General features: G+C 39.2%; 15 protein-coding genes. 7 read left to right on the top strand and 8 right to left on the bottom strand.

What is annotated here, in order from left to right:
• Window positions 1–191: 191 nt before the first annotated feature.
• Window positions 192–1,850: a putative transporter gene (locus tag ACJHV0_RS05475; RefSeq protein WP_483133602.1), complete on the top strand. Its 1,659-nt coding sequence runs from the start codon at window positions 192–194 to the stop codon at window positions 1,848–1,850.
• 71 nt (window positions 1,851–1,921) lie between these two features.
• Here ACJHV0_RS05475 and malQ read toward each other — a convergent pair whose 3' ends face one another.
• Both malQ and malP read right to left on the bottom strand, forming a co-directional pair.
• A complete protein-coding gene (gene malQ, locus ACJHV0_RS05470; RefSeq protein ID WP_483133609.1) occupies window positions 1,922–4,000 on the bottom strand; it encodes a 4-alpha-glucanotransferase in 2,079 nt (692 codons plus the stop codon).
• Window positions 4,001–4,082: 82 nt separating this feature from the next.
• Window positions 4,083–6,452: a maltodextrin phosphorylase gene (malP, locus tag ACJHV0_RS05465; protein WP_483133601.1), complete on the bottom strand. Its 2,370-nt coding sequence runs from the start codon at window positions 6,450–6,452 to the stop codon at window positions 4,083–4,085.
• 163 nt (window positions 6,453–6,615) lie between these two features.
• On the opposite strand from malP, the gene malT reads away from it, so the two are divergent.
• Entirely contained in the window at window positions 6,616–9,342 is a 2,727-nt protein-coding gene (gene malT / locus ACJHV0_RS05460; RefSeq protein WP_483133600.1) for an HTH-type transcriptional regulator MalT, read from the top strand.
• 101 nt (window positions 9,343–9,443) lie between these two features.
• On the opposite strand, the gene ACJHV0_RS05455 is transcribed toward malT, so the two are convergent.
• The 4 genes from ACJHV0_RS05455 to malE form a co-directional block, all read right to left on the bottom strand.
• A complete protein-coding gene (locus tag ACJHV0_RS05455; RefSeq protein WP_483133599.1) occupies window positions 9,444–11,501 on the bottom strand; it encodes an alpha-amylase in 2,058 nt (685 codons plus the stop codon).
• A 70-nt stretch (window positions 11,502–11,571) separates the two neighbouring features.
• Window positions 11,572–12,462 (bottom strand): maltose ABC transporter permease MalG, encoded by an 891-nt coding sequence (gene malG, locus ACJHV0_RS05450; protein ID WP_025217812.1) that lies wholly within the window; start codon window positions 12,460–12,462, stop codon window positions 11,572–11,574.
• 52 nt (window positions 12,463–12,514) lie between these two features.
• Window positions 12,515–14,053, bottom strand: a complete 1,539-nt coding sequence (malF, locus tag ACJHV0_RS05445; protein ID WP_483133598.1) for a maltose ABC transporter permease MalF — start codon at window positions 14,051–14,053, stop codon at window positions 12,515–12,517.
• 93 nt (window positions 14,054–14,146) lie between these two features.
• On the bottom strand, window positions 14,147–15,337 hold the full coding sequence (gene malE / locus ACJHV0_RS05440) for a maltose/maltodextrin ABC transporter substrate-binding protein MalE (RefSeq protein ID WP_025217810.1): 1,191 nt from the start codon (window positions 15,335–15,337) through the stop codon (window positions 14,147–14,149).
• Window positions 15,338–15,693: 356 nt separating this feature from the next.
• On the opposite strand from malE, the gene malK reads away from it, so the two are divergent.
• The 3 genes from malK to malM all read left to right on the top strand — a co-directional run bounded on the left by malK (window position 15,694) and on the right by malM (window position 19,161).
• Window positions 15,694–16,812, top strand: coding sequence for a maltose/maltodextrin ABC transporter ATP-binding protein MalK (malK, locus tag ACJHV0_RS05435; protein ID WP_025235595.1), 1,119 nt, complete (start codon window positions 15,694–15,696; stop codon window positions 16,810–16,812).
• A gap of 97 nt (window positions 16,813–16,909) precedes the next feature.
• The gene (locus ACJHV0_RS05430) at window positions 16,910–18,181 is read left to right on the top strand and encodes a maltoporin (protein ID WP_334236123.1); all 1,272 of its coding nucleotides are present in this window, start codon (window positions 16,910–16,912) and stop codon (window positions 18,179–18,181) included.
• A gap of 83 nt (window positions 18,182–18,264) precedes the next feature.
• Entirely contained in the window at window positions 18,265–19,161 is an 897-nt protein-coding gene (malM, locus tag ACJHV0_RS05425; protein ID WP_283385578.1) for a maltose operon protein MalM, read from the top strand.
• 139 nt (window positions 19,162–19,300) lie between these two features.
• Here the strand turns inward: malM and ttcA are convergent, their stop codons facing one another.
• Both ttcA and ubiG read right to left on the bottom strand, forming a co-directional pair.
• On the bottom strand, window positions 19,301–20,242 hold the full coding sequence (ttcA, locus tag ACJHV0_RS05420; protein ID WP_483133608.1) for a tRNA 2-thiocytidine(32) synthetase TtcA: 942 nt from the start codon (window positions 20,240–20,242) through the stop codon (window positions 19,301–19,303).
• A gap of 61 nt (window positions 20,243–20,303) precedes the next feature.
• A complete protein-coding gene (ubiG, locus tag ACJHV0_RS05415) occupies window positions 20,304–21,017 on the bottom strand; it encodes a bifunctional 2-polyprenyl-6-hydroxyphenol methylase/3-demethylubiquinol 3-O-methyltransferase UbiG (RefSeq protein WP_483133597.1) in 714 nt (237 codons plus the stop codon).
• Between the two features lie 64 nt (window positions 21,018–21,081).
• Here ubiG and ACJHV0_RS05410 point away from each other — a divergent pair, with 64 nt between their 5' ends.
• Together ACJHV0_RS05410 and ACJHV0_RS05405 are read left to right on the top strand one after the other, a co-directional pair.
• The gene (locus ACJHV0_RS05410) at window positions 21,082–21,462 is read left to right on the top strand and encodes a pyrimidine dimer DNA glycosylase/endonuclease V (protein WP_483133596.1); all 381 of its coding nucleotides are present in this window, start codon (window positions 21,082–21,084) and stop codon (window positions 21,460–21,462) included.
• 98 nt (window positions 21,463–21,560) lie between these two features.
• Window positions 21,561–23,152, top strand: a 1,592-nt coding sequence (locus ACJHV0_RS05405) for a DNA topoisomerase (ATP-hydrolyzing) (protein ID WP_483133595.1), incomplete at its 3' end; no start/stop codon positions are given.

Genomic DNA, 23,152 nt, shown 5'->3' with positions numbered 1-23,152 from the left:
ATAGTATTTAATTTACCCCAAAAAATAGAGTTGTCGAGAAATTTTTTTAAATTAGGGAACTTTTTTGAAAATTAACATTGGAGTAATGCTATCAATATTTATTTTTTTGATATAGATCTCATTTTTGATTTTTGAGATTTGCTAGAATTAACTACCATTTTTGAGGTATTTCGTATTAGATAGAGGCTGTTATGAGCGAAATTGCACTTACTGTCAGTTTATTATCTTTAGTGGCAGTGCTTGGTTTATGGATGGGTCATATCAAAATTAGAGGCGTTGGCTTAGGCATCGGTGGCGTGTTATTTGGCGGGTTATTGGTGTCCCATTTTATGGCACAATTTGGTGTTAAACTTGATGCCCATACTCTCCACTTTATTCAAGAATTCGGTTTAATTTTATTTGTTTACTCAATAGGTATTCAAGTTGGTCCAGGGTTCTTTGCTTCTCTTAAACATTCAGGCTTAAAGCTCAATGGCTTTGCCGTTTTGATTGTGTTACTTAGTGGGGTTTTTGTTGTTCTTATTCATAAATTGTTCAGTATTCCTCTACCTGTGATTTTAGGTATTTTCTCGGGAGCAGTTACTAACACACCTTCTCTAGGGGCAGGGCAACAAGTGCTTGCTGAACTAAGTGGAGGGAGTGTAACCGAAATTATGGGGATGAGTTATGCCATTGCTTATCCGTTTGGGATTATCGGTATTTTGCTGACAATGTGGTTAATTCGTATCATCTTAAAAGTTAATATTGATAAAGAAGCGGAAACTTTTAACCAAGCCCAAAATCAAGGTAAAGAACAACTCAGCACTTTAAATGTGCGTTTAACAAATCCTAATATTAACGGTTTAACACTTAATCAATTACCTGATTTTGATTTGCACGAAGTTTCCTACTCTCGTTTAAAAAGAGGTGAGGAGCTTTCTATTCCCCGAGTAGATACGGTATTACAAGTTGGCGATATATTACATTTAGTTGGCGATCAAGCATCGCTACATAAAATGCAAATTATTTTAGGCGAAGTCGCAGACGTATCTGTTTCTACAAAAGGCACAATTTATCGTTCCGAACGAGCAGTAGTTACTAACGAAAAAGTGTTTGGTAAGCAGATTCGCCAATTAATGTTGAAAGGCAAATATGATGTGGTTATTTCACGCCTCAACCGTGCCGGAGTAGAGTTAGTCCCAACAGGCGATATGACACTGCAATTTGGTGATGTGTTGAATTTAGTCGGTCGCCAAGCAGATATTGAAATGGTAATGACGATTATCGGCAATGCACAATCAAAATTACAACAAGTCCAAATGTTGCCGATTTTTATTGGGATTGGATTAGGTGTATTGCTAGGTTCTCTCCCAATTTATCTACCGGGCTTTCCTGTTGCATTAAAACTTGGTTTAGCTGGAGGACCGCTTGTGGTTGCCCTTATTTTGGCAAGAATTGGTAGTATTCGTAAACTCTACTGGTTTATGCCACCAAGTGCGAACCTTGCTTTACGTGAAATCGGGATTGTACTCTTTCTTGCCGTTGTTGGTTTAAAATCCGGTGGGCGATTCCTTGAAACATTACTCAGTAGTGAAGGTATGGAGTGGATTCTCTTTGGTGCAATCATCACATTCTTCCCACTTATGATTACAGGATTGATTGCCAGAATTTACGCCAAAATGAATTACCTAAGTCTTTGTGGATTACTCGCCGGCTCAATGACTGACCCACCGGCTCTCGCATTCGCTAACGAAATCAAAGAAGGCAACGGTGCAGCTGCTCTTTCTTATGCTACTGTTTACCCACTTGTAATGTTTCTACGCATAATGTTGCCACAAGTGCTGGCGATAATGCTTTGGGTTGCAGGGTAGTATTCTTCTTAATATACGAAGGGGTAAAAGAATAAATTCTTTTACCCCTTTTTCTGTTTACTGTGTATTTGTTATTTTTCTTTACGGATTTTGTTCACTTCCCTCAATAAAGCTTGGATTGCGGTATCAGCAAAAATATCTTCAATATTTACGGTCAAGCGACGTCGCCAGTTGGCATATTGAGTACTAGTTCCCGGAATATTAACAGGTTCGGTCATTCCTAACCAGTCTTCAGGTTGGAAGCCGAATAATCCGCTGCTTACATTAGCGACATAGGTTTGCAAACGGTGAATAAATGGCGTATTTACCGCTGAATTAAGTTGCTCGCTAATTTCAGGTTCTATCACCACATTATTCTCTTGTAAGCGTTGTAATATTTTGACTTTGGCATTGACTCGGTCTTGTTTGAGAATGGTCAAAATATCCGCATTTGGATACACACCGAATTTTTCGCCTAATTCAAAATCATATCCTCGCCAATAACCATTGATGGTTGGTAAATCGTGAGTACTTAATGTTGTCATAGCTTGGTAAGGATAATGTTGCAAGTCGCGACTTTTTCCTTGTTCATCAAATTCAAAATAGAAGATTTTGTAAGACAGAATTCCTGCATTTTTGAGTTTGCTGACAATTTCTTTTGGCACAGTGCCTAAATCTTCACCGATAATCAGGCATTGATGGCGTTGGCTTTCAAGTGCCAAAATAGCAATTAAATCATCAACAGGATAACGGATATAAGCACCATTCACTGCACTGTCGCCTTTTGGAATCCACCATAATCGTAATAAAGACATAATATGGTCAAGGCGTAATGCTCCGCAATGCTTCATATTAGCTCTGACCAGCTCAATAAACGGGCGATAGGCTTGTTGTTTTAACACGTGTGGATTCATTGGGGTTAAGCCCCAGTTTTGTCCTTGTGGACCTAATACATCAGGTGGAGCACCGACAGACGCATTTAAACAATAAAGTTGTTTGTCATTCCACGTTTCTGCTCCGTTGGGGCTGACGCCAACGGCGAGATCGCGATACATACCAATGTTCATATTTTGCTGACGGCAAATTGCATCACATTCGGCTAATTGCTGATCGGCAATGAATTGCAACCAAAGGTAAAATTCCACGTCTGCTTTATGTGTTTCTCTAAATTGTTGTACGGCAGCAGAATGGTAATCTTGGTATGCTTTCGCCCAAAAATCCCAGCCCCATTGGTCCGCAAATTGTGTGGATAAATATTGATGAAGAGCATCAAATGTAGCTTGAACTTGTAGACTCTCACCACCTTTTTGTACAAATTCAGTGAAGGCTGAGTCGGAACAAGCGGTCATATTTTGCTGGAATTTTGCAAAAGCAAAGCGTAGCCCTTTCAATTTTAACGGAATGATTTGATCGTAATTTAACCAGTCTTGATTGCGTAATTGAGATAACTGTTGCTGGATTTCAGCGGAATGAAACCAAGTTTGAGCTTCATCGCTTTGTTGAAATTCTACCAACTGATTGACATCAATGTAAGCAATATTCAGCCATCGGCGAGAGGATGGGCTGTATGGGCTTGCAGAATTAGGGTTTGCCGGAAAAAGCGAGTGAATCGGATTCAAACCAATAAAATCTGCTTGGTAAGGTGCAATTTGTTGGATGAAGTTTTTTAAATCGCCAAAATCACCGATTCCCCAGTTGTTGGCTGATTTTAAGGTGTAAAGTTGTAGAAATGTTCCCCATAATTTTTTTTGTTCAAGCACGGCTTGAGGTTGATAGCAACGCTCTGGAGCGATAATAATCGTGCAATTAAAGGTTTTATCTACCGTGTTTAGTTGTAATTGGTGATAACCTAAAGGTAAGTCTTGAGGTAATGTAATTCCCCGAGCTTTAATTTTACCGGAAATAATTTGGCTTGAGCTTTCTAGTTGGAGCTGCCAATTGCCGGTTAATGGATTTTTTTTATCGGCTAAATGGAAAGGTAAAAAACAGGGTTGGTGCTGATAAAAAATTTTGACAGCAGGAATTGGTGTAGTGCTTACTTGAATATTGCCGTTAAATGTTTTGAATAAAGTATATTTTATTTTTTCAGACGCTGATTTTTTTACACCACGTTCATCGAAAAAATAGGGCATAATACCTGCCCGATGATATTGTTTGGTAGTTATTTTCATCATTTTTCTCCACATATCAAATATATATGAAATACAACAGAAAATAGGCGACTTCCTGTTGAGAAGAAGTCGCCCGAAGTTATTATCTATTCAACCAAATACGTTGTTGATAATCTTTAATTGAGCGGTCTGAGCTAAACGTACCTAAACGGGCAGTATTTAAAATCGCACTACGTAGCCAAGCTTCTTGATCTAAATAGGCTATACCAATTTTCTCTTGTGTTTGGCGGTAGCTGTCAAAATCGGCAAAGACTAGGAACGGATCGCGTTCTAGCAGGCTGTCTAACATTAGTTTGAATGTTTCTTTATTGCCGTGGGAGGCTTTCCCTTTGGCTAAGAAATCAACCGCATTTTTCAGAATCGGATCTTGATTGTAATAGGTTTTAGGCTGATAACCTTTTGCTAATAGTTCCCGCACGCTTTCTACGGTATGTCCGAAGATAAAGACATTTTCCTCACCCACCATCTCGGCAATTTCCACATTGGCTCCATCTAGTGTACCTAATGTTAATGCACCGTTAAGTGCCAATTTCATATTACCGGTACCGGAGGCTTCTTTTCCTGCCATTGATATCTGCTCTGAAACATCGGCTGCGGGAATAATTTTTTCCGCAAGGCTGACTCGATAATCCGGTAGGAATACCACTTGTAGTTTATCATTCACTTGTTTATCGTTATTGATAATATCTGCCACATTGTTAATGGCGTGAATAATATTTTTTGCTAAATAATAACCCGGTGCCGCTTTGCCTGAGAATAGGAATACACGTGGAGTGTAATCTTGGTTTGGGTTAGCTTTTAGCGACTGATAGGTCGCAATAATATTTAATAAATTTAAATGTTGGCGTTTATATTCGTGGAAACGCTTGATTTGTACATCAAAAATCGCACTTGGATTGACATTTAATCCTAGTGTTTTATGGATTTCATTTGCTAAAACCACTTTATTGTTACGTTTAATAAGTTGATATTCTTCACGGAAGCCGGTGTCATCAACATATTTTTCAACGCCTTTTAATAATTCCAGATCGTGTGTCCAATCTTGTTTTAAGGTACGATCCAATAAATCACTTAATTGTGGGTTTGCTTGTCTAATCCAACGACGAGGTGTGATGCCGTTAGTAACATTACAGAATTTTGTTGGGAACAATCGGTGATATTCCGGGAATAAGTCAGTTACTAATAGATCCGAGTGAATTTCCGCAACACCGTTTACACGGAAACAGGTAACAACGCAAAGGTTCGCCATACGCACACGATAGTCAAATAGTACGGCTAATTTTTCCCAAATTTTGGCATCATCGCCAAATTCCGCCCGTACTTGGTCGTGGAAAATATTGTTAATTTTTTCCACAATTTGATAATGGCGAGGTAATAATTGCTTAAATAGGCGTTGATCCCATTGCTCAAGAGCTTCAGGTAATAAGGTGTGGTTTGTGTAAGCAAAGGTATTTGAGCAAATATCCCAAGCTTGCTCCCAAGTGAATTGGTGATCATCTAACAGTACACGCATTAATTCAGGTATAGCGAGTGTTGGGTGAGTATCATTCAATTGGATTACTTGGCGTTTAGCCAAATCTTCTAACGGATAACCTTCGCTGAGGTGGAGATCTAAAATATCTGCCACAGAGCAGGCACAATGGAAGTATTGTTGCATTAAGCGTAATTTTTGCCCTGCTTTATGGTTATCATTTGGGTAAAGTACTTGCGTAAGTGCGGCTGCATTGACAATAGTTTTATCTGCGGTTAAGAATTTACCGTCATTAAAAGCATCAAAATCAAAAGATTGATCACTATCTGCCTGCCATAAACGCAGCGGTTGAATGATATTATTTTTGTAACCTACGATTGGCAAATCAAATGCTTTACCTTGAATTGTTAATTTAGGTTGCCACTCATATTGATCAGCTTGAATTTGTTTGATTTTTCCACCAAACCCGATATGACGGGTTTTAGATGGATTAAAACGATGCCAAGGGTAGCTATCACGAGCCCAAGTATCCGGAGCTTCTTTTTGCATTCCCTCTTTAAAGCTTTGTTTGAATAGACCGTATTGATAGTGAAGCCCGTAGCCGGTCGCATTTTGTCCAACAGTTGCCATTGAGTCTAAAAAACAGGCAGCAAGACGACCTAATCCGCCATTTCCCAATGCCGGATCACGCTCTTGCTCTAAAACATCTACTAATTCAACTTGATATTGTTTAAGATATTCACGAATTTGTTCGTAATATCCTAAATTCATTAAATTATTGCCGGTTAAACGACCGATTAAAAATTCCATCGAAAGATAGTTTACGTGGCGTGATTCTGTCGGTTTAGTTGCAGGCTGACTATAAATAAGTTCAAGGGAACCTTCTGCAACGACTTGGTACCATTGCTGTAAGGTGAAGTGTTTTGGATCTGCCACATCAAAGTAGCGACAGTATTTTTCTACAATAGAATTAAATGTCATAGGAAACCCCCAGTTAAAAATGAACACCGCTATTATGTGAAATCCGAATAAAATCAAATCATCCTTATAATCACCTTGTGTGGTATGATTATTAGGAAGTAGTTAGAACATAAATGGAGGATATATCATCCCCATTTTGTTATGAGGGAAAATAGAATTTATTATGTTAATACCATCAAAACTTGTTTGTTCTTTTCGATTACAAAACAGCATCCCTAGAAAACGTTTAATTCAAGAATTAGACAAATCTTGCAGTTATCCGGTTGTATTAATAAATGCACCGGCAGGTTATGGCAAAACCACACTGGTTTCCCAATGGATTGAAGATAAAAAGAATATCGGCTGGTATGCGTTAGATGAAGGCGATAATAATTCGGATCGTTTTGCTGCTTATTTTAGTGCTGCCTTGCATTCTGCAATTAATGAAGAAATAGATGTATTGTTAGAGGAAAATCGCAAAGCTAATTTATTAGCTTTATTTAATCAATTATTGATTAAAGCAGCAGCGTTTTCGGAACATTTCTATCTTGCTATTGATGATTATCATATTATTGAAAATGATGAAATTCATGATGCATTAAAATATTGGATTAAACATCAGCCATCTAATATGACGCTTATCTTGATTTCTCGATCTATTCCGCCGTTAAGTATTGCAAGTTTAAGAGTACAAGAACAATTGTTGGAAATCGATATTAACCAACTTATGTTTGATCACCAAGAAAGTACTGCGTTTTTTCAAGCAAGATTAGGTTCAGAGTTAAATCAGCAAGATGCTATCGCACTTTGTAACGAAGTTGAAGGTTGGCCAACGGCTCTTCAGTTAATTAGCCTTTTTGCGAAAAATAAATCGCATACACTACAAGTGCCACTGCAAGATATTGCCAAACGCTTAGCCAAGTCGAATCATTTTCATATCAACGAATATTTAGCTGATGAAGTGCTCAATAAAGTAGATGAAGAAACCAGGTTGTTTATTTTGCGTTGTTCCATATTACACTCAATGAATGAATCGTTGGTGCAAGCGGTTACCGGAGAGCAGAATAGTCGAACTAAATTAGAATCTCTTGAAAAACAAGGCTTATTTTTGCAACAAATGGCAAACAGTAAATGGCAGAGCAGTGATGATAGTTGGTGGAAATTCCATCCGCTTTTTGCTTCCTTTTTGAATTTATGCTGTCAAAATGAGTTGTATGCTGAACTGCCACAATTGCATCAAAAAGCGGCGAATGCGTGGTTACAATTAGGTTATGTAACTGAAGCCCTGCATCATGCAATGCAGTTATCGGATACCAGATTATTGCTCAATATTTTAGGCAAGCACGCGTGGACTGTATTTCATCAAGGTGAGTTAAAATTATTGGAAGAGAGTTTAAATTGTTTGGATTACGCACATTTAACCGAACATACTAATTTAGTTTTACTCAAAGCTTGGCTGGTGCAAAGCCAGCACCGCCATAGTGAAGTAGGCGGTATTTTGGCAGATTTTTCTCGAGCTTTGACGGAAAATAAGATTGAGTTAAGTAAAACTGCCAATGCGGAATTCAATGTACTACGGGCTCAGGTTGCTATCAATTCCGGTGATGAAAATACGGCACTTCAATTAGCCTCAGAAGCGTTAAATGATCTCTCGGAAAATGCTTATTACGCTCATATTGTTGCCACCTCAATTATTGGAGAAGCTCATCATTGTCATGGCAATCTGGCAGAAGCGTTAGTAATGTTACAAAAAGCAGAGCGTATGGCACGCCAACACCATACTTACCACAATATTTTATGGTCGCAGCTTCAACAATCTGAAATTTTGCTTGCTCAAGGTTTTTCACAAGCTGCCTATGAAATGCTAGATAAAGCAAGTAACTTCGTAAAAGAAAACCACTTACAAAAAGTGCCGATGTATGAATTCCTGCTACGTTCTAAGGGAAAAATTTTGTGGGAATGGTATAACTTGGATAAAGCTGAGTCGATGGCAGTTGCCGGAATGAATGCCTTATCTAAATTTGAAGACAAGTTACAATGCTTAACCTTACTCACTAAAATTTCATTAGCTCGAGGCAATTTGGATAACACTGCTCGCTTATTAGGTGAAGTTGAGCAGTTAGAGCATTCTCACTCTTATCACCACGACTGGATTGCGAATGCTGATCAAGTGAGGATGTTTTATTGGCAGATGACAAATGACATTCAGTCTGCTCGTAATTGGTTGATTCAAAATCCATCACCAATTTCCGATAAAAACCATTTTACTCAAATTCAATGGCGTAATATTGCACGGGCTCGAATCTTGCTTGAAGAATATACTGAAGCGAAAGTAATTTTAGATAATTTAATTGAAACTGCTGAAAAATTTTCTTTGATCAGTGATTTAAATCGTGCATTAATTGTTCGTAACAGGCTTTATTTTTTACAAGGCGAGAAAGAATTAGCTCAGCAAGACTTAATTCAGGCACTAAAACTGACACGGCAAACAAACTTTATCAGTGCTTTTGTGATTGAAGGAGATGTGATGGCACAACAGATCCGCCATTTATTGCAACTCAATGTGCTGGATGAATTAGTGTTACATAAAGCACAATTTATTTTACGCAACATCAATCAATTTTATCGCCAAAAATTTGCACACTTTGATGAAAATTTTGTGAATCAATTATTGAAAAATCCGAAAGTACCGGAGCTATTAAGAATTAGCCCATTAACACAGCGGGAATGGCAGGTACTAGGCTTGATTTATTCAGGGTATAGCAATGAACAAATTTCAGATGAATTGCAAGTAGCAGCAACCACAATTAAAACCCATATTCGAAATCTGTATCAGAAAATCGGTGTTACTAATCGTAATGAAGCGATCAGCTATACGAAAGAGCTGCTTATGTTGATGGGGTATAATTGATCTCAGTCGCACAGGGGAACAAGCGGTTTGTTTTTTGTGATTTTTTGCAATATCGTCCACATTCCCCTAATCGGCTTCGATTCTTCCCCTAACGGGGAAGATTAATTTCCCACCCAAATCGCCATAATTTTATCCTCATCCAGTAGACGGCTAAATGCAAAATAGCTGTCATTTTTGATGGTTCGGTGAGCTCCGGCACCAATAGCCGGATGACGTTGGCGGAATTGTGCCAGCTTTTGCCAGTGTTGATACAACGCCTGCTTCTGAGCGTTTTGTCGTAACTCTTGCCAATTCATATCTGAACGAGTGCCTTGTATCGGGTCTGAACCGGTTGCTCCAAATTCTCGTCCGCTCTCATCACCATAGTAGATTTGCACAGCACCGGGAGAAAGCAACAGTAAATTAGCGGCAATTTTTTGTTTTTCGATATTTTGTTCACTATCAGAATGGAAGAATAATCTTGTATCGTGTGAAGATAAATAGCTCAGCACATTGAAGTCGCTTAATTTACGGCTCATTTCACCATAAACCGGTTCAATATGGGCAAAGCAATTTAGTCCTTTTTTAGCCTGATCTTGAAAATCGAAGTTGATCATTGCATCAAAGCCGTTTTGATAATAATCACTTTTGAACACGCCGTGTCCCCAAGCCTCTCCTGTCATCCAAAAGTTATCATTAAAGCTGGCTTGGGGATTAGCTTGTTGCCATTCGTTTAAAGCTTGTTGAGCGGATTGTTTTAATGCCAGCCACGTTGATTTTTCCACGTGTTTGGCGGTATCAACCCGAAAGCCGTCAATTCCATATTTTCGCACCCAATCCGATAACCAACTGATTAAATAATCACGAACTTTAGCATTTGGCAATACTTTGGCATTGGTATTTTTATTTGCAAAAAATTCAGGTAATTGGACCGCTTGTTCACTCTCGGTTTTTAGATCCGGAAGGGCGGAGAGCGACCTTTTTAAATCATCAAATTTAGGGCTGTCGTAATCGGCAATATCGGCACGAACCCACGCTTTTCCCCACCAATTTTGCCAAGCCTGATTATCATTAAAGCGAATAAAATCGTTAAAGCTGTGCCAGTTTTGTCCTGATTTAGGTTTCCAATGTGTCCATTTTTCGCCTAATGTGTGATTGATTTCCTCCGGTTTTAGGTAAAATCCACCAAAGTTAAATTCCTGCATATCCGCAAGCGTAGCATAGCCGGTATGGTTCATCACCACATCAAACAGTACTCGAATGCCACGTTGATGGGCTTGTTGAACAAAATGGCTTAAATCGTCCTCAGTGCCCATATTGGCATCTAATTTTGTCCAATCCAAATGGTAGTAACCGTGATATCCATAATGCGGAAAATCGCCTTTATCACCACCGCCAACCCAGCCGTGCATTTGCTCCAGTGGGGAACTAATCCATAAAACATTGACGCCTAGCTGCTGTAGATAATCTAATTTTGAGGTTAAGCCTTTTAGATCTCCGCCGTGAAACGTGCCGATTTCTTGCATTCCGTCTTTTTGTCGGTTGTAGCTGTGGTCATTGCTGGGATCGCCGTTATAGAATCTATCGGTTAGTACGAAATAGACAGTAGCATTTTTCCAATCGAAGGTCGCATTATTTGAGGTGTTGCTTTTTTCCAGCAAAATTAGACCGCTTGCGTTTTCGTCAGGCATTAAGGTAACTTTGCCGTTTTTAACTATGGCAGTGTTTCCTGAATAGAAATCCCTCACTGATTCTCCTTCGGAAAAAGTAGAGGAAACATCAATTTCAATCGGTTTTTTGTCCCAATTCGGGCAACTTTGAAGTACAGATTCATTATGTTGTGGTTGCTGTTCTACACTGATTTTTAGTGTCGGTGTGCCACCTCGCATATCAATTTGTGCCATATAATTGCCTTGACGAAATAGGCGTAGTTGAGGAGCATCATTCATACAAGGTACTAACGTAACCGATTGATTTAATTTTATCGTTTGTTGTGGCTGATAACATTGTTCGCCAAATTTAAACGTAAGCGGATAACTGCCTTTTTCTAACTGCACTTGGGATTGAAACAACTGTTTTTCGAGATTATCGTTAAAATCAGAAAAATGGGAATGTTGCCAAGATTGGGCAAAAAGGCTTGAGGTATAGAATAAGCAAAGATAAGGTAACGCATTTTTCATAGACACCTCTATAAATGACGACCGCAGTATCAACTTGACAAGCGGTCGTTTTTTGAGAATTTTTTGCAAACTAGCCTTTCACACCGCCGGCAGTTAAGCCACCGATTAGCCAGCGTTGTGCCAATAAGAAGACGAGTGTAATCGGAATCGCAGATAAGACCGCTGCGGCTGCAAAATCACCCCATAAGTAATTTTGCGGATAGAGATATTGTTGCATACCAACGGCTAGGGTGTAGCTGTTTACATCACGTAATAAGAGTGAGGCAACCGGTACCTCTGTAATAGCAGCAATGAATGAAAGAATGAATACTACCGCTAAAATTGGTACGGAAAGCGGTAATAAGATTAATCGGAACGCTTGCCACGGAGTTGCACCGTCAAGAGATGCTGCTTCTTCCAGCGAGCCGTCAATGGTTTCAAAGTAGCCTTTTATTGTCCAAACGTGTAAGGCAATTCCGCCTAAATAAGCAAAAATTACGCCACCGTGTGTGTTTAAGCCAAGAAACGGTACATACTGCCCAAGACGATCAAACAACGCATATAAGGCAACTAAGGAAAGCACTGCTGGGAACATTTGGAATATTAGCATACCTTGTAGAATAGTTTTTTTGCCTTTAAATTTCATTCGGGCAAATGCATAAGCACAGGTTGTTGATAAGGTTACAATACCGATAGAAGTAATTGTTGCTACTTTGATAGAGTTCCATAACCAGCGTAGCACAGGGAACGGTGGAGGTGTTACCGTGCCGTCAGAATGTGTTACGTCAAAGCCTAATGCTGCCTGCCAATGCTCCCACGAAATTTGGCTTGGAATAATATCACCGATAGCCAGATTTCCCGGTCGTAATGAGATACCAATAACCATCAATAAAGGGAAAATAATTAAGGCAAGGAAACAAATTAAAAAGAAATGGGTTGCCCATACACGATAACGCACAGATTTAGATTGAACAATTGCCATATATAACTCCTGAAGTTAGTTTGGGTCAGGGATTGTTAAATCCCTACCACTTTTATAATTCCATTTTGGTTGCTTTGATATTTAAGAGTGCTAAGCCACCGACTAATAAGAAAATAATCGTTGCGATAGCGGCTGCTAAGCCGAAATCTTGCGTACCACTTCCTTCAAAGGCAATACGGTAAGTATAGCTGACTAATAAATCGGTATAACCGGCAGGGGTGGTGGTTCCAATCATATCCGGGCGACCATTTGTTAATAATTGAATTAATACAAAGTTGTTAAAGTTAAATGCAAATGAAGCAATCATTAACGGAGTAAGCGGTTTTAACAGTAATGGGAACGTGATTTTGCTGAAATTTTGCCAAGTGGAGGCTCCATCCATTGCGGAAGCTTCATATAAATCAGATGGAATAGCTTTGAGTAATCCCATACATAAAATCATCATATAAGGATAACCTAGCCAGGTATTCACAATCAGAATCATCACTTTAGCAAGCAGCGGATCGTTAAACCATTCAGGGCTGATGCCGAACAGTTGGTTTAAAATCATATTGATTTCACCAAAACTTTGGTTGAATAACCCTTTAAAAATCAGAATAGAAATAAACGATGGCACCGCATAAGGTAAAATCAATAAGACACGATATATCGCTTTACCTTTTAATGCCTCCCATTGTACTAGGCAGGCAAGTACCATACCGAGAATAACGGTAAAGACTACGGTTAATAAAGAGAAGATTACCGTCCAAATAAATATTTGTATAAAAGGTTTTTGAATACCTTCATCGGTAAAAATTTTAATGAAGTTATTAAAGCCAGATGTAACAGTATAACCAGGCTCAAGCGTTTCACTTTGCCAATTACCGTTTTCATCAATAGCTTGGAAGAAGCCGGTTTCGTCATTTGCTTGATAACGTTTGCCTGTCTCATTATTGAATAATATTTTACTCTCTTCATCAAATTGATAGCGTGGTTTTTGTTCTGAAAATTGGCGTAATGAACTCATTGTCAGTTCATTATTATTTGGTAATACAACTTTCATTGACTGAAGTGCAGCCCGATTTTGCGTAATCACTTTAAGAGGAGCAACATCTCCATTTGGTATACTTTGCTCAGTAACAACCACATTCGTTCCGGTAGTTAATGAAACAGGATCTGACACAAAAGTTTGCTCGGTTGCCGGATTTGTTAATGCGATGCGGTATTGATTATCTGCGTGTGGATAAAGTGTGAATTGGTATTTATCTCCGGCGAAATAACGTTGTTCTGTCAAAACAGATACGGCTCGTTCAAAGGATAATTGATTAGAACCACTATAATTGGTAAACGCAATTGCAATGGTAGCAATCAGCGGAAACAAAATGAAAATTGCCATTCCGGTAATACCCGGGTAAACATAACGCCAAGCATAGGCATTTTTATTGGTAAAAATATAGACACCGGAGGTCAGAATAATCAGTGTTAAAATAGCAAAAAGATATTCACCTTGTGAGTACATTAATACAACAAGATAGAAGTCAAGGAGCAAGACTAATCCAGCTAAGAGATATTTGAGCCAATGGGTGGGTTTGGATTGAGTTTGAGTTAGCATAACAGCACCTCGAATTTTTACTGCATATTTACTGTACTTAGGGTGGATTTAAAAATAGAGTGGGTTATATAACCCACCCTGAATGATGAATAATTATTGTTGTTTTTGAATGCGTGAATGTGCATCATCTAATGCTTCTTTCACTGATTGGCGACCGGTTACTGCATTATTGATAGCAGATTTTTCGGCATACCAGAAAGAAGACATTTGCGGGATATTTGGCATAATTTCGCCGTTTTTCGCATTTGCCATTGTTGCTGCGATACGAGGATCAGCGGCTAATTTTTCTTGGTAAGATTTTAACGCCACTGCACCTAAAGGTTTATCTTTATTGACTGCGTCTAAACCGTCATCGGTGAGTAAGTAATTCTCTAAGAATTCTTTAGCTAAATCTTTGTTTGGGCTTGAGCTGTTTACACCAGCACTTAATACCCCTACGAATGGTTTAGAGGCTTGACCGTTTAATGTCGGCAGTAAAGTTACACCATATTTAATACCGCTTTTATCAATATTGCCCCAAGACCAAGGACCATTGATGGTTAATGCACTTTGTCCTTTATTAAAGGATGCTTCAGCAACAGCGTAATCCATATCGGCACTAATATGTTTATTTTTCACCATATCCACTACAAACTGTAATGCTTTTACTGCACCTTCATTATTCACACCAATATCTTTTGGATCGTATTTGCCGTTAGCAAATTTAAATGCGTATGCTCCGTTTGAAGCTGCAATTGGCCAAGTGAAATATGGTTCGGATAAGTTCCACATAATTGCATTTTTGCCGTCTTTTTTGAGTTTTTTATCTAACTCAATAATTTCTTCCCAAGATTTAGGAGCTTCTTTAACTAAATCTTTATTATAAATTAACGAAATAGCTTCAATCGCAACCGGATAACCGATAATTTTTCCATTGTAGGTTTCTGCATCCCAAGCAAAATCGACAAATTTATCTTTAAATTCTTTGCTTACGTTCACTTCAGCCAATAAACCTGATTGTGCATAGCCACCGAAACGGTCGTGAGCCCAGAACATAATATCCGGACCATCACCAGTTGAGGCAACTTGTGCAAATTTTTCTTCAAGTCTATCCGGATGTTCGACTAACACTTGAACACCGGTATCTTTTTCAAATTTCTTACCGACTTCAGCAAGCCCGTTATAACCTTTATCACCATTAATCCAAATAACGAGTTTACCTTCCGTCATTTTTGCCATTACTGTTCCAGAAAGAACTAAAGTAGCAAGAGTAGCTAAGGTGAATTTGGCACATTTGTTTTTCATAAAAAACTCCTTGAAGTTAAATAAAAGAAACGGATATAAACAACCCATTTATTAAATTATGGCAAATTATGGGCTATAGAATCTATTTGAGATCACCCTTTGCTCTACGCCCCCCAGACTAAAAGTATGATCTAAGTAACATTTTTCATCATTTTGTGATCTGATTCACAAAAACAGGCGTTAAAAATGAGAGCTTGATCACAAAATTTATTAAATTTCTTTAAATGGGCGTTCTTTACGTAATTAAGGCTCTAACCCTAAAAAAAAGTATTCTAGGATGATTTCTTCTTTAGATAAAAAGGCGACCATTCAGCCTAAATTCAAACCACAAGCAAAAGCAAAAAAGAGGTTTAATTATGGCGAATGTATCATTGCGTAATGTGGGAAAATCCTATGGTGATGTTCATATTTCTAAAGATATTAATTTAGAAATTAACGAAGGAGAGTTCGTTGTTTTCGTTGGTCCGTCAGGTTGTGGTAAATCCACGCTATTACGAATGATAGCAGGTTTAGAAGATATTACGACAGGAGAACTCTATATCGGTGGAAAGCTGATGAATGAAATAGAGCCTTCAAAACGTGGTATCGGTATGGTGTTTCAATCCTATGCCCTCTACCCGCATTTAGATGTTGCTGAGAATATGTCTTTTGGATTAAAGCTGGCAGGTGTGAGTAAAGCAGAACGGGAGCAACGAGTTAATCAAGTTGCCGAAATTTTACAACTTGCTCACTTACTAGACCGCAAACCTAAAGCACTTTCCGGTGGGCAACGCCAACGGGTTGCCATTGGTAGAACGCTAGTTTCCCAACCGGAAGTATTTTTACTTGATGAGCCACTTTCCAATCTTGATGCAGCATTGCGTGTGCAAATGCGGGTAGAAATTTCCAAATTACATAAAAAATTAAACCGTACTATGATTTACGTTACCCACGATCAAGTTGAAGCAATGACATTAGCAGACAAAATCGTGGTATTAAATGCTGGCGGTATCGCTCAAGTAGGCAAGCCGTTAGAACTTTATCATTATCCGGCAAACCGTTTTGTAGCAGGGTTTATCGGTTCACCTAAAATGAACTTTTTACCGGTAAAAGTTATTGATGTAGAGGCGGAACGAGTAAAAATAGAATTACCTGATGCAAATCACCATAATTTTTGGATTCCGGTTTCCGGAGAAGGAGTAAATGTTGGAGATAACCTATCTTTAGGTATTCGCCCAGAGCATTTACTTCCTTCGGATCAAACTCAAGTAACCTTACACGGTATTGTGCAAGTAGTGGAATTGCTTGGAAATGAAACACAAATCCACCTAGAGATCCCTGAAATCAAACAACCAACCTTAATTTATCGTCAAAATGATGTGGTATTAGTCAATGAAGGCGACGATATGAATATCGGCATTTTGCCTGAACGTTGCCATTTATTTAAGGAAGACGGTACAGCTTGCAAACGTTTGTTTGTTGAAAAAGGGGTATAACAATTTCAGCTTATTACTGATTTTAGGAGATATTTTCAATCTTCTAATCAATTAATACTTAACCTAAGTAAAATCAAATCTTAAGAGAGGTTCTATTATGAAAAAAACAGTCTTAGCAGTTGCAATCAGCGGTGCAATGTTCGCAGCCAGTGCATCAGCGGTCGATTTTCACGGTTACGCTCGTTCAGGTATCGGTTGGACATCCGGTGGTGGTGAACAATCGGCATTTACTGTTAATGGTGGTAGTTCAAAATACCGTTTAGGTAACGAATCTGATACCTATGCAGAATTGAAATTAGGTCAGGAATTATTCAAAAGTGGTGAGAAATCCATCTATTTTGATACTAACCTTGCTTATGGCGGTACGCTTCACAACAACGACTGGACAGAAACCAGTCCGGCATTACGTGAATTAAACGTACAATTCAAAAACTTTGCCGATAGCTTACCGGGTGCAACCTTATGGGCTGGTAAACGTTTTTACCAACGCCACGATGTTCATATGAACGACTTCTACTATTGGGATATTTCAGGTCCGGGTGCTGGGGTTGAAAATGTTGATTTAGGCTTCGGAAAACTCTCTTTAGCGGTAACTCGTGATACAGAGAAAGACGGTGCATTCTCTTATTACTATGACTATGCTAAAAAAGCGTATGTAAATAACCGCGATGCGAAAAAAGATGTATATAACGACATTTTTGATGTTCGCTTAGCAGGTATTGAACTTTGGAAAGACGGCTCATTAGAGTTAGGCTTTGATTATGGCAATGCTCATACTAAAGATGGTACTAAACTCAATAATGAAAAAGCGACCAAAAACGGTTATATGGTAACAGCGGAATACACTCAAGGTAACTTCTTTGGTGGTTTCAATAAATTTACTGCACAATATGCAACCGACTCTATGACTTCTTGGAATAATGGGCACGCACAGGGTTCGAAAGCAGATAATAAAGGCAATATGCTTCGTTTAATCAACCAAGGGGTAGTGCAAGCGAGTGATAAAGTTGAAGTAATGTATGCCTTAATCTACGAAAAAACAAAACTAGATAATAAACAAGGTAAAACTTGGTACTCTGCCGGTATTCGCCCAATGTACAAATGGAACGATACAATGAGCACATTATTAGAAGTTGGTTATGATCGCATTAAAGATCAAGCAACAGGCAAGAAAAATGATTTAGTGAAATATACCATTGCACAACAGTGGCAAGCAGGTAACAGCATTTGGGCTCGTCCTGCAATCCGTGTGTTTGGTACCTACGCACATTGGAATGATAAATTCAACACCAAAGCTCGTACTGATGCAGGCTACAAAGCCAAAGACGGCGAGTTTATCACCGGTGTTCAATTTGAAGCTTGGTGGTAATCATCAAACAGTTATGTGGGTAGGGCGGTAACCTACCCACAATTTAATCACATTATCATTTTTCACAATTTTTAGAGGTTAATATGAAAAAAACACTTCTTTCAACAGCAATATTATTCGCTCATCTTTTTGTGGCATCTCCGAGTATGGCAAATAATTTGGCAGTTAAACCTATTCATATTAACTCGTCTGAATTAGCTCAAATTCAATGGCAAGATGTGCCATTCTCGCAAACTGTAAAAACAGAATTAAATGAACAGCATAAACAAGCATTTACCGCTTCGTTTGCCGGTATTGCCAGTCCAATTGCTGCCTATCGTATTCCGGCAAATCAAGGGACATTGGAAATTGAAATTGAAAGCCCGGTGATGGACAAAAATGTTTTTGTACCAACTGCTGTAGTATTAGATAGCCACTTTAATGTGGCGGCAACATACCCTTCTTCTGAATTTAAATTATTAGAAGAACGAGGGCTAAAAGGCAGTCGTTTAGGGGCAGAACTTAATTTAACACCGGCAATGAACCAAGAGTATATTTATTTGCTCATTTATACTACGCAGCAAGATTTAGCCAAAACTACGATGATGCCACACCCGGCAAAAACTTATGCAAAAGCAACAGGTAAACAACCACCGGCAATTAACGATATTGAAGTGGCACATAGTTTAAAAGGGCAAATTCACATTAATGTTTCCGGCTCAAACGGTACAAAATTTATCGGTTTACCGACTGAAATTTTCAACTCAAATAAAGCGGCAACTCCGGTAGGTAAAACGGTTGCACAGATGCCACTAAAAGAAAATCCGGTTGCAGTAAAAACAGCAGTTGATAAAGATACGGAAGCCTATTTTAATCAGGCGGTAATGAAAGCAATTAAAGCGAAAGATATTAACAGAGCGATGAATTTAGTGAATGAGGCAGAAAAATTAGGACTTACTTCTCCACGCCAAATTTTCTTAAAAAATGTAAGTTCAAATTGATTTATTTATTGTTTTTTTCATAGACATTTCCTTGTCATCGAATGGAGAACTCTCCATCAACACCCTATCAGGATAATCTGATAGGGTGCTTTTTTAGGGAAGATTTGCAAAGTTTCCTGAAAATTTGACCGCTTGAGATTTAGTTTACTGCTTTAAATTGAATCACGCCTGCATCGGTAAAATTATTGTCGTCATCTTCATCTAAGAAAGTTTTGCTTTCAATTTTGATATTATCGAAAGCGGTGTCGCCTTCAACACCTTCAATCATCTGTCCGTGTTTAATGCCTTTGAAATCGAACAATTTCGGGTCGCATAAGTGCGATGGCACAATATCTTGCAAGGCACTGAACATCGTTTCTAATCTGCCCGGATATTGGCGATCCCAAGTGTTCAACATCTCTTTTACCACTTGGCGTTGTAAATTTGGCTGTGAGCCGCAGAGATTGCACGGAATAATCGGGAACTGTTTTGCCTCGGCATATTTGATGATGTCTTTTTCTTTGCAGTAAGCAAGTGGGCGAATCACGATTTGCTTGCCGTCATCAGAAATCAGTTTCGGTGGCATACTTTTCATTTTGCCGCCGTAGAACATATTTAAGAATAGAGTTGCCAGCATATCATCACGGTGGTGCCCGAGTGCGATTTTCGTTGCGCCAAGCTCGGTAGCGGTGCGGTATAAAATACCACGGCGTAGGCGAGAGCAGAGCGAACAGGTGGTTTTGCCTTCCGGAATTTTCTCTTTTACGATGCCGTAGGTGTTTTCTTCCACAATTTTATATTCCACGCCAATACTTTCTAAATAGCTTGGGAGAACATCTTCCGGAAAGCCGGGCTGTTTTTGGTCTAAGTTTACGGCAACAATGCTGAAATTTACCGGAGCACTTTGTTGCAGGTTTAATAGAATATCTAATAATGTGTAGCTGTCTTTACCTCCGGAAAGGCACACCATCACACGGTCGCCCTCTTCAATCATACCAAAATCGGCAATCGCATTACCCACATTGCGGCGTAAACGTTTTTGTAACTTATTGAAATTATAAGTGATTTTTTTCTCTGATTTTTGTTGAATATCGTCTGTCATCATATAAAAAAGCCTAAGAAATCAAGTGGTGTATAGTAAAGATTTCGTTCTATTTTGCAAGTTAATTATTGATGTTGAGTGTAGCGATATAATTACAGCTCACATCATTGTTCAGCCAGAATTTTTCAGTTAATGGGTTGAAATGGTAGCCTTTCATTTCAGTGCAACGCAAATTGGCTTGATCGCACCACGCTAATAGTTCCGCCGGTTTGATAAATTTCTCAAATTCGTGTGTGCCTTTTGGCAGCATTTTCAGCACATATTCCGCCCCGATAATCACAAGCATATAGGCTTTAAAGGTACGGTTGATGGTGGAGAAAAACAAAATACCATCGGGCTTTAATAAGGCTTTGCAGCTTTGGATAATCGAAAGCGGATCTGGAACGTGTTCCAGCATTTCCATACAAGTTATCACATCAAATTTTTCTGCATTGCAAGCGGTCATTTTTTCCAAAAAATTTTCAATCGTGGTTTGTTGGTAATCAATCTCTAAACCGCTTTCTTTAGCGTGCTGTTTAGCAATTTCAAGCGGTTCGGTAGTCATATCAATACCTGTTACCATCGCCCCTTGTTTTGCCATTACCTCACTTAAAATACCGCCGCCACAGCCGACATCTAACACTTTTTTGCCAAATAGCCCGTTCGATTTTTCTAAAATATAAGACAAACGTAGCGGATTAAGCAGGTGAATCGGTTTGAAACTGCCGTTTGGATCCCACCAAGTCTGTGCCATTTTTTCAAATTTTGTGATTTCTTGCTGATCGACATTTTGCATAAGCTGTTCCTATGGTAAATTTAAGGCGTTACTATAACGCATTTAGCCTAAAAGGAAAATTAAAATGACAAGGATAAACCTTGTACCACCAGAGGAATTGTGCGATCAACATTTACTAGCCGAACACCGTGAATTGACTCGTATCCCTAATGCGGTAGCGAAAGGGAAATTCAACCTAAAAGGTCAGCCGGAAGATTATAAATTAGGTGAGGGGCATGTGCGTTTTTTCTTCAATAAACTCGCTTTTTTGAAAAAACGTTATGATGCTCTGCACGAGGAGTGCTTGGCAAGAGGCTTTAACGTGCAATATTTTTGGGCAGATGATTTACCACAAGATCCTTCGCTTTGGCTAGATTATGAGCCAACCGCAACCGCATTAGCCGCCAATCGTGAGCGAATTGCATTAAGAATGCCGGCAAATCCGCGATTTACTGCAAGAAAATAACCGCTTGTACGCCCTTTTTAACACTTTTTATGCTATAATCTTACCCAATTTTTCGCCTGAGTTTGGGCAATTCTTTACTATCAAATTAGGAAATTTCAATGAGCGAATTAGCCAAAGATATTATTCCCGTAAGTATTGAGGACGAGTTAAAAACCTCTTACCTTGATTATGCGATGTCGGTCATCGTAGGGCGTGCATTACCTGATGTGCGAGACGGTTTAAAGCCGGTGCACCGCCGTGTACTTTTCTCAATGGATCAAAACAGCAACACCTATAACAAACCGCACGTTAAATCAGCCCGTGTGGTGGGTGATGTAATCGGTAAATATCACCCGCACGGTGATTCTGCGGTGTATGACACCATTGTGCGTATGGCTCAACCTTTCTCATTGCGTTATATGTTGGTGGACGGGCAAGGTAACTTCGGCTCAATTGACGGTGATGCACCGGCGGCGATGCGTTATACCGAAGTGCGTATGCAAAAAATTACGCAGGAATTATTAACCGATTTGGATAAAGAAACGGTCGATTTCTCGCCGAACTATGACGGCAAAGAGATGATTCCTGACGTACTTCCAACCAAAATTCCAGCCTTGTTAGTAAACGGTTCATCGGGGATTGCGGTAGGTATGGCAACCAATATTCCGCCTCATAATTTAGGCGAAGTGTTAGATGGTTGCTTAGCGTACATTGATAATGAAAATATTAGCGTTGAAGAGCTAATGCACTATATTCCGGGTCCGGATTTCCCAACCGGGGCAATTATCAACGGTCGCAAAGGGATTGAAGAAGCATACCGCACAGGGCGTGGCAAGGTTTATGTGCGTGCGAAAGCCAGTGTTGAAAGCACCGACAAAGGGCGTGAGCAAATTATAGTAACTGAGTTGCCTTACCAAGTTAATAAAGCCAAGCTCATTGAAAAAATTGCTGAATTAGTAAAAGACAAAAAAATCGAAGGCATCAGCCGAATTGATGACTATTCAGACAAAAAAGGTATCTCGATTGTTATTGAAATCAAACGTGATGCAGTGGGCGAAGTGGTGTTAAATCACCTTTACTCTCTAACCCAAATGCAGGTTACTTTTGGTATCAATATGGTGGCGTTGGATAACGGTCAGCCAAAAGTCTTGAATTTACACCAAATTATTGAAGCCTTTGTCAAACACCGCCGTGAAGTGGTAACTCGCCGTACGATTTTTGAATTACGTAAAGCCCGTGAACGTGCCCATATTTTAGAAGGTTTAGCGATTGCGTTGGCGAATATCGACCCGGTTATCGAATTAATCCGTGCCTCAAAAACCGCAGAAGATGCCCGTGAAGGCTTATTGGCTCGTCCTTGGGCATTGGGTAACGTGGCTCCAATGTTAGAGGCAGCAGGTGTAGATGCCTCTCGTCCGGAAGATTTACCGGAAAATTTAGGCGTGCGTGATGGTCAATACTATTTATCAGAAGCTCAAGCCCGTGCGATTTTAGAGTTACGCTTACACCGCTTAACCGGCTTAGAACACGAAAAAATCGTTGAAGAGTACAAAGAATTACTCACAGAAATTGGCGAATTATTATACATTTTAACCAGTCCGGAACGCTTAATGGAAGTGATCCGTGAAGAGTTAGAATTAGTGAAAACCACCTTTAACGATGAACGTCGCACTGAAATTACCGCAGCTTCTGGCGACATCAATATTGAAGA

This window comes from Mannheimia sp., from assembly GCF_056854775.1.
The sequence above is the reverse complement of the archived record's forward strand: the minus strand, read 5'-3'. Positions and strand labels throughout refer to the sequence as shown.

Bases quoted from the DNA above. Each gene is read 5' to 3' on its own strand.
- ACJHV0_RS05475 (WP_483133602.1), top strand. From the start codon at position 192: ATGAGCGAAATTGCACTTACTGTCAGTTTATTATCTTTAGTGGCAGTG.
- malQ (WP_483133609.1), bottom strand. From the start codon at position 4,000: ATGAAAATAACTACCAAACAATATCATCGGGCAGGTATTATGCCCTAT.
- malP (WP_483133601.1), bottom strand. From the start codon at position 6,452: ATGACATTTAATTCTATTGTAGAAAAATACTGTCGCTACTTTGATGTG.
- malT (WP_483133600.1), top strand. From the start codon at position 6,616: ATGTTAATACCATCAAAACTTGTTTGTTCTTTTCGATTACAAAACAGC.
- ACJHV0_RS05455 (WP_483133599.1), bottom strand. From the start codon at position 11,501: ATGAAAAATGCGTTACCTTATCTTTGCTTATTCTATACCTCAAGCCTT.
- malG (WP_025217812.1), bottom strand. From the start codon at position 12,462: ATGGCAATTGTTCAATCTAAATCTGTGCGTTATCGTGTATGGGCAACC.
- malF (WP_483133598.1), bottom strand. From the start codon at position 14,053: ATGCTAACTCAAACTCAATCCAAACCCACCCATTGGCTCAAATATCTC.
- malE (WP_025217810.1), bottom strand. From the start codon at position 15,337: ATGAAAAACAAATGTGCCAAATTCACCTTAGCTACTCTTGCTACTTTA.
- malK (WP_025235595.1), top strand. From the start codon at position 15,694: ATGGCGAATGTATCATTGCGTAATGTGGGAAAATCCTATGGTGATGTT.
- ACJHV0_RS05430 (WP_334236123.1), top strand. From the start codon at position 16,910: ATGAAAAAAACAGTCTTAGCAGTTGCAATCAGCGGTGCAATGTTCGCA.
- malM (WP_283385578.1), top strand. From the start codon at position 18,265: ATGAAAAAAACACTTCTTTCAACAGCAATATTATTCGCTCATCTTTTT.
- ttcA (WP_483133608.1), bottom strand. From the start codon at position 20,242: ATGACAGACGATATTCAACAAAAATCAGAGAAAAAAATCACTTATAAT.
- ubiG (WP_483133597.1), bottom strand. From the start codon at position 21,017: ATGCAAAATGTCGATCAGCAAGAAATCACAAAATTTGAAAAAATGGCA.
- ACJHV0_RS05410 (WP_483133596.1), top strand. From the start codon at position 21,082: ATGACAAGGATAAACCTTGTACCACCAGAGGAATTGTGCGATCAACAT.